General features: G+C 52.1%; 10 protein-coding genes. 1 reads left to right on the top strand and 9 read right to left on the bottom strand.

All coding sequences use genetic code 11. The features are described from left to right. From AC1RKG_RS24715 to fkpA, 9 genes are all read right to left on the bottom strand, one after another. A partial coding sequence (locus AC1RKG_RS24715; RefSeq protein WP_004957728.1) for a GTP-binding protein occupies positions 1–122 on the bottom strand: 122 nt, incomplete at its 3' end. A 70-nt stretch (positions 123–192) separates the two neighbouring features. Continuing rightward, positions 193–2,307 (bottom strand): elongation factor G, encoded by a 2,115-nt coding sequence (gene fusA / locus AC1RKG_RS24710; protein ID WP_020837250.1) that lies wholly within the window; start codon positions 2,305–2,307, stop codon positions 193–195. A 97-nt stretch (positions 2,308–2,404) separates the two neighbouring features. Continuing rightward, positions 2,405–2,875 (bottom strand): 30S ribosomal protein S7, encoded by a 471-nt coding sequence (gene rpsG, locus AC1RKG_RS24705; protein WP_020837252.1) that lies wholly within the window; start codon positions 2,873–2,875, stop codon positions 2,405–2,407. 96 nt (positions 2,876–2,971) lie between these two features. Continuing rightward, positions 2,972–3,346, bottom strand: a complete 375-nt coding sequence (gene rpsL, locus AC1RKG_RS24700) for a 30S ribosomal protein S12 (protein WP_004930426.1) — start codon at positions 3,344–3,346, stop codon at positions 2,972–2,974. Between the two features lie 131 nt (positions 3,347–3,477). Continuing rightward, a complete protein-coding gene (gene tusB / locus AC1RKG_RS24695) occupies positions 3,478–3,765 on the bottom strand; it encodes a sulfurtransferase complex subunit TusB (protein ID WP_122080370.1) in 288 nt (95 codons plus the stop codon). Positions 3,766–3,774: 9 nt separating this feature from the next. Continuing rightward, positions 3,775–4,134, bottom strand: a complete 360-nt coding sequence (gene tusC / locus AC1RKG_RS24690; protein WP_020837255.1) for a sulfurtransferase complex subunit TusC — start codon at positions 4,132–4,134, stop codon at positions 3,775–3,777. A gap of 8 nt (positions 4,135–4,142) precedes the next feature. After that, positions 4,143–4,532: a sulfurtransferase complex subunit TusD gene (gene tusD, locus AC1RKG_RS24685; RefSeq protein WP_116691663.1), complete on the bottom strand. Its 390-nt coding sequence runs from the start codon at positions 4,530–4,532 to the stop codon at positions 4,143–4,145. Further along, positions 4,526–5,254, bottom strand: coding sequence for a helix-turn-helix transcriptional regulator (locus AC1RKG_RS24680; RefSeq protein WP_020837257.1), 729 nt, complete (start codon positions 5,252–5,254; stop codon positions 4,526–4,528). The genes tusD and AC1RKG_RS24680 overlap by 7 nt, the downstream gene beginning before the upstream one ends. Before the next feature lie 401 nt (positions 5,255–5,655). Continuing rightward, positions 5,656–6,489: an FKBP-type peptidyl-prolyl cis-trans isomerase gene (gene fkpA, locus AC1RKG_RS24675; RefSeq protein ID WP_020837258.1), complete on the bottom strand. Its 834-nt coding sequence runs from the start codon at positions 6,487–6,489 to the stop codon at positions 5,656–5,658. A 370-nt stretch (positions 6,490–6,859) separates the two neighbouring features. Between fkpA and AC1RKG_RS24670 the strand changes: the two genes are divergently transcribed. Next, positions 6,860–7,087, top strand: coding sequence for a SlyX family protein (locus AC1RKG_RS24670; RefSeq protein ID WP_020837259.1), 228 nt, complete (start codon positions 6,860–6,862; stop codon positions 7,085–7,087). The last annotated feature ends 79 nt before the right edge of the window (positions 7,088–7,166 follow it).

The following is a 7,166-nucleotide window of genomic DNA, read 5'->3' as shown; positions in this document are numbered from 1 at the left end:
CCGTAGGTTTTAGCCAGAACGGTGGTGATTGCTGCAGTCAGGGTAGTTTTACCGTGGTCAACGTGGCCGATAGTACCAACGTTAACGTGCGGTTTGGAACGTTCAAATTTTTCTTTAGACACGGCTATATTCCTTACTCTTATGCTCTCCCCTCATGGAGAGAGCACTGATCAATGTGTTAAACCCGAAAGCTTATTTACCACGGGCTTCAATAACGGCCTGAGCGACGTTGTTCGGCGCATCATCGTACTTCAGGAACTCCATGGAGTAAGAAGCACGGCCTTTGGTCAGAGAACGCAGTTGAGTTGCGTATCCGAACATCTCGGACAACGGAACTTCAGCGTGAATCTGAACGCCAGTAGCGTTGGATTCCTGACCTTTCAGTTGACCACGACGACGGCTAAGGTCACCGATGACGTCACCAGTGTTCTCTTCCGGCGTTTCAACTTCAACCTTCATGATAGGCTCAAGCAAAACAGGTTTTGCTTTCTTAAAGCCATCTTTAAAGGCGATAGAAGCGGCCAGTTTAAACGCCAATTCGGAGGAGTCAACATCGTGGAAAGAACCGAAATGCAGACGCACACCGAGATCAACTACCGGATAACCAGCCAGTGGACCAGACTTAAGCTGCTCCTGGAGGCCTTTATCAATGGCAGGGATGTATTCCGTTGGGATCACACCACCTTTAATGTCATTGATGAACTCGTAACCTTTCGGATTTGAGCCCGGCTCCAGTGGGTACATGTCGATCACAACGTGACCATACTGACCACGACCACCAGACTGCTTGGCGTGTTTACCTTCGATATCGGTAACTTTCGCGCGAATCGCTTCACGGTAAGCAACCTGAGGTTTACCCACGTTAGCTTCAACGTTGAATTCACGCTTCATGCGGTCAACCAGGATATCCAGGTGAAGTTCACCCATACCTGCGATGATAGTCTGACCTGATTCTTCGTCAGTCCATACGCGGAATGATGGGTCTTCCTTCGCCAGACGGCCCAGAGCCAGACCCATTTTTTCCTGGTCAGCTTTGGTTTTTGGTTCAACTGCAACGGAGATTACCGGCTCAGGGAACTCCATACGCTCCAGAATGATCACGTGGTTTGGATCACACAGAGTGTCACCGGTAGTCACGTCTTTCAGACCGATTGCTGCAGCGATGTCGCCCGCACGAACTTCTTTGATCTCTTCACGCTTGTTAGCGTGCATCTGAACGATACGGCCCAGACGCTCACGAGCAGCCTTCACTGAGTTCAGAACGGTGTCACCGGAGTTAACGATACCGGAGTACACGCGGAAGAAGGTCAGGTTACCCACGAATGGGTCGGTAGCAATTTTAAATGCCAGAGCAGCAAACGGCTCTTCATCGCTAGCGTGACGCTCAGCCGGAGTATCTTTACCGTCGTCCAGGATACCGTTGATTGCAGGGACGTCAATTGGGGATGGCAGGTAATCAATTACCGCATCCAGCATCGCCTGCACACCTTTGTTTTTAAAGGCAGAACCACAGGTAACCAAGATGATTTCGTTGTTCAGCACGCGCTGACGCAGAGCAGTCTTGATTTCTTCCTCGGTCAGCTCTTCGCCGCCCAGGTATTTGTCCATCAGCTCATCTGAAGCTTCAGCTGCAGATTCAACCAGGTTCTGGCGCCATTCTTCAGCCAGCTCTTGCATGTCAGCAGGGATGTCTTCGTATTCGAAGGTCACGCCAGCATCAGCTTCGTTCCAGTTGATCGCTTTCATTTTCACCAGGTCAACAACACCGGTGAATTTCTCTTCTGCGCCGATAGCCAACTGCAATGGCACTGGATTCGCGCCCAGACGAGATTTGATCTGACCAACAACTTTCAGGAAGTTAGCACCCATGCGGTCCATTTTGTTAACGAACGCGATGCGTGGAACTTTGTATTTGTTAGCCTGACGCCATACAGTTTCAGACTGAGGCTGAACACCACCTACAGCACAGTAAACCATTACAGCGCCATCAAGAACACGCATGGAACGTTCTACTTCGATGGTGAAGTCAACGTGTCCTGGGGTGTCGATGATGTTTACGCGGTGCGGCTCAAACTGCTTGGCCATACCAGACCAGAAAGCAGTAGTCGCTGCAGAAGTGATGGTAATACCACGCTCCTGCTCCTGTTCCATCCAGTCCATGGTGGCAGCGCCGTCATGAACTTCACCGATTTTGTGGTTTACACCGGTGTAGAACAGAATACGTTCGGTAGTGGTCGTCTTACCGGCGTCGATGTGGGCGCTGATACCGATATTACGGTAGCGCTCAATGGGTGTTGTACGAGCCATTTGATTCCTCTATTGCCTTAGGCGTTCAAGTTCGGTTAACCCAAGCGGGTTGGCTTCTTGAAGCGCCCGCTTGGTTAGCATAACTACTGCGTGGCAATTACCAGCGGTAGTGGGCGAACGCCTTGTTAGCTTCGGCCATACGGTGAACGTCTTCACGCTTCTTAACAGCAGAACCTTTGTTCTCAACTGCATCAGAAAGCTCGTTCGCCAGGCGCAGAGCCATGGATTTATCACCGCGTTTACGAGCAGCATCAACGATCCAACGCATTGCCAGAGCATTACGACGGACCGGGCGAACTTCAACTGGCACCTGATAAGTAGAACCACCAACGCGGCGAGACTTAACTTCTACAGTCGGGCGAACGTTGTCGAGGGCTACTTCGAAAGCTTCCAGGTAATCTTTACCAGAACGCTGAGCCAGGGTCTCCAGCGCGGTATAGACGATTGCTTCTGCAGTAGATTTTTTACCATCTACCATCAGGATGTTTACAAATTTGGCCAACAGTTCGGATCCGAACTTAGGATCTGGCAGGATTTTACGTTGGCCGATTACGCGACGACGTGGCATGGAAATACTCCGTTGTTAATTCAGGATTGTCCAAAACTCTACGAGTTTATTTTGACATTAAAGTGAAAATGTTTGGCCTTACTTAACGGAGAACCATTAAGCCTTTGGCTTCTTCACGCCGTACTTGGAACGAGCTTGCTTACGGTCTTTAACACCGGAGCAGTCAAGTGCACCACGAACGGTGTGGTAACGCACACCTGGCAAGTCTTTTACACGACCGCCACGGATCAGGATCACGGAGTGTTCCTGCAGGTTATGACCTTCACCGCCGATGTAGGAGGTAACTTCAAAACCGTTAGTCAAACGCACACGGCATACTTTACGCAGTGCGGAGTTTGGTTTCTTAGGAGTGGTGGTATATACGCGAGTACATACGCCACGTTTCTGCGGGCAGGCTTCCAGCGCTGGAACGTTGCTTTTAGCAGCCTTCACAGAGCGTGGTTTGCGTACCAGCTGATTAATTGTTGCCATTAAAAAGCTCCTGGTTTTTGCTTCGTAAACACGTGATAAATCCCCTCGTATGCACTACTGGCAAAGTACGAGGACGCAGAATTTTATGGCTGAGTAGTAGAGGTGTCAAGAAATATACAACATCACTCTCATCACCAGGCCATTTGGCTGCGATGTTTTTCGGTTAATTCAACGAAGTGATTATAGCCGATGACAGTGATTTTGTGTGAAAAATGACCAGACACCCCTCTGGCATCCAGGTCGTTCTGCAGCGCATAAAGGGATATGGGGGCATTGAGCAGCAATTCAAGGTGCACGCTACCGGCCAGGCCAGCCAGCACGCCATCCTGCAACAGCAACAGGTCATCACCCGGTGCGGTCAAACGCAGCAGCGCAGGCAAATCACATTGAGTGGGGGAACGGCTAAGGGTATACAGCATCAGGATTTCCTAAAATGTCATCACCACGTCATAGCTGGCCAGTTGGCGACTCAGCGCATCCGGTGCCAAAATCTCGGCGTCCAGCACCCAGTCGGTCACCTGGCTCAGGCCGCGTTCCTGTAGCGATGCCTGGCAAAGATAACACTGTTCAACGTCATACAGCGGCAGCACGCCAAAAGTGGCAATGTAATTGCGCGCCAGAATTTTTTCCGGTTGCTGCCCCGGCATAATCTGCAACACGCCGTCACCGATAAAAAACACGCCCAGATCTTCGCTCAGCGCCGAAGTGGCTAACAACGCATCCAGACCTTCCCTGCCGCTGGCGCTGCCGTGTGGACTCTGGGTAAAAACAAAAGCGACTCGTTTCATAAACTCTCTCAGAACTGCACCAGGCGGTCACAGCTCAGCGAAGCCTCCGCCAGCGAGCCCAGCCCGCTAAGGGTAAAACCCGGCTGAAGATTGGCGCTGGGCAACCCTTGCTGTGCGGCCTCCTGCTCATCGGTCACACCGCGCCGCAGCGCCGCAGCCACGCAGACGTTGAGCTCAATGCCATGCTGCTGTGCCAACTGCACCCAACCCCGCACCAAATCAAATTCGTCGCTGGCCGGTGCAGTCAGTTGATTGGCGTTCAACACCCCTTCACGGTAAAAAAACACGCTGGAGAGGTGGTGTCCCTTGACCAGCAAAGCCTGCGCGAACTGATAGGCGCTGCTGGCCTGTTGAGTGCCGTAAGCCGGACCGGTGACCAAAAGGCAGTAATTCAGCATCCGCGCTCAGTTCCCAACAGATCGCCGCTTTTGAACTGGCGGATGTACAGATACACGGTGTGTTTTGAGATATTCAGACGGTCCGCCACCTGATTAATGGCGTCCTTGATATCAAAAATGCCCTTCTCATAGAGATTCAGCACTACCTGGCGGTTTTTGGCATTGTTGGAGACATTACGATCGGCATTAACTTCCTCAATGGTAAACTCCAGCGTCTGCGCCACCAGATCGTCAACGGAAGACGCAAAGTTGACCGAGGGTGCCACATCCTGAGTTTCCGGCGGCATAAAGGTCTGCATCACCTGGGAGAAAGGCACGTCGAGGTTCATGTTGATACACAACAAACCGATCACCCGCTGCTCGCGATTGCGGATGGCGATAGTCACCGACTTCATCAGGACGCCGCTCTTGGCACGGGTAAAATAGGCCTTGGACACGCTGCTGTCATCGCCGGCCATGTCATGCAACATACGCAGCGCGAGGTCAGTGATCGGCGAACCGATCTGCCGCCCGGTATGCTCACCGTTCGCAATCCGTACCGCCGAACATTTCAAATCTTCCAAAGCATGCAGCACGATTTCACAGTGCCCGCCGATCAACATCGCCAGGCCGTCAACAACCGCTTCGTAAGACTTCAGGATTTCATGATCCGTCTGGGTAAACGGACGTTCATTCAGCAAATCAAGTTCGCTGGCTTCGCTGGATAAAAGCGAATTAGACATCGAAAATACCACCCTCAAAGATCGCCTGTGCCAGGGGGCGCAGCTAAAACTGCTCGTGCGGGTTCCTTTCCACAGGCGGCACACCCTTGAAGTTACGCGGGATGGGCTGGCTGATATCAGTCTGAAACAGCACGACGAGCGTCCGCAGGCCGAGATGACCAGGAACAGTTTTAGGTACACGCCCTAAGGGGCAGGCGCATGACTCATAAGTCCGGATTATTAGTCTAGCAAAACAGCCAGAGTAAAGTCCTTGCGTTTGCGCGTGGTATTGACGTTAAGCCCGATGCCCGGCAGGCGTCAAGCGATCAGTGGGCAGGAAGCGAAAGTTAGCGCTGATTTGGCGGATTAAAATGAACACCGCCGCGAGGGAAACTCGCGGCGGTGTGGGGACTCAGACAGGCTTATTGCGCTTTGGCGTCTGCCGCTGCGTCAGCCGGCTTCTCAGCCTTGGCATCCGCTTTAGGAGCGGCTTTCACATCCAGCAGTTCAACGTCGAACACCAGTGTGGAGTTGGCCGGGATGCCCGGAACGCCAGTTTTACCGTAGGCCAGCGCCGGTGGGATAACCAGCTTGATTTTGCCGCCTTTCTTGATGTGTTTCAGGCCTTCAGTCCAACCTGGGATCACGCCGTCCAGACGGAATGACAGTGGCTCACCACGGGTGTAGGAGTTATCAAACTCGGTGCCGTCAGTCAGGGTGCCTTTGTAGTTTACTACAACGGTATCGCTGTCTTTAGGCGCAGAACCGGTACCTGGCTTCTCTACCTGATACAGCAGGCCGGACTCGGTTTTCTTCACGCCTTTTTCTTTCGCGAAGGTGTCGCGGTACTTGGTGCCTTTCGCTTCGTTATCTTTCGCGTCCTGCTCCATCTTCGCCTGAGCGGAAGCCTTCACGCGCGCTTCAAAGCTCTGCAGGGTTTTTTCGATATCTGCGTCGTTCAGCTTGCTCTTGTTGGCGAAAGCGTCCTGAACGCCTGAGATCAGCTGGTCTTTGTCCAGTTTGATACCCAGTTTTTCTTGCTCTTTCAGCGAGTTGTCCATGTAACGGCCCAGGGATGCGCCCAGTGCGTAAGCCGCTTGCTCGTCATCGTTCTTGAACTTGCCGGTGCTTGGTGCTGCGTCTGCGGCTTTAGCTGCTTCTGCCGGTTTAGCTGCATCGGCAGCCATGACCTGGGTCGCATTCAAAGCAAAAGCCATGGTGGTTGCCAGAAGCGTGACTTTAAACAAAGATTTCATCCATTTCTCCAGTGTCTGAAGCGGTGCCCCAAACAATCATTAAGTAAGATAACCGGGCTACTATAGCTGTCCGAAACAAAACAAAACAGTCACACAGGTAACCAATCGAGTCAAAGTGTGACTCCAGCTTTAAACAGAAGTTTCGTTTAATGTGCTACCCGTATGATAAGTCAGATTTTTCCTGCGCCCGTGGTATCCACAGTAACAAAAACCGCCACACCGAGCGCTCTATTTTTCAGCACTTTACACAGTGCACCCGCGTTTTCCGTCTGCCCCCGCACACAGCGGGGTGAAATAGCGCAGCGCAAAGCCGTCGGCAGCTGTTACCATAGCGTCAGATTCAGGATTTAACCGCGTCAGAGGTAGCATCATGCACAACGCCGATATCCAAAGCCTGTTACTGCGGCTTGAAGAACTGGAAAGTCGTCAGGCCTTTCAGGAAGTCACTATTGAAGAGCTCAATCAGACCGTGGTGAAACACCAGCTTGAAATGCTGAAATTGCAGGATCACCTGCGCGTGCTGACCGACAAGCTGCGATCGACTCAAACGTCGATGATCGCGTCGCAGTCGGAAGAAACGCCGCCGCCACATTATTGATAAGTGACTAGTCCTGATATAGGTTGACACTTTTCAGCCGGATAACGCCCGATGAACCTCATCGGGCGTTTTATATTTT

This window comes from Serratia sp. GW822-FHT06D09 (assembly GCF_058799515.1).
Note: the sequence above shows the minus strand (reverse complement) of the source record. Positions and strands in the feature narration are given on the sequence as shown.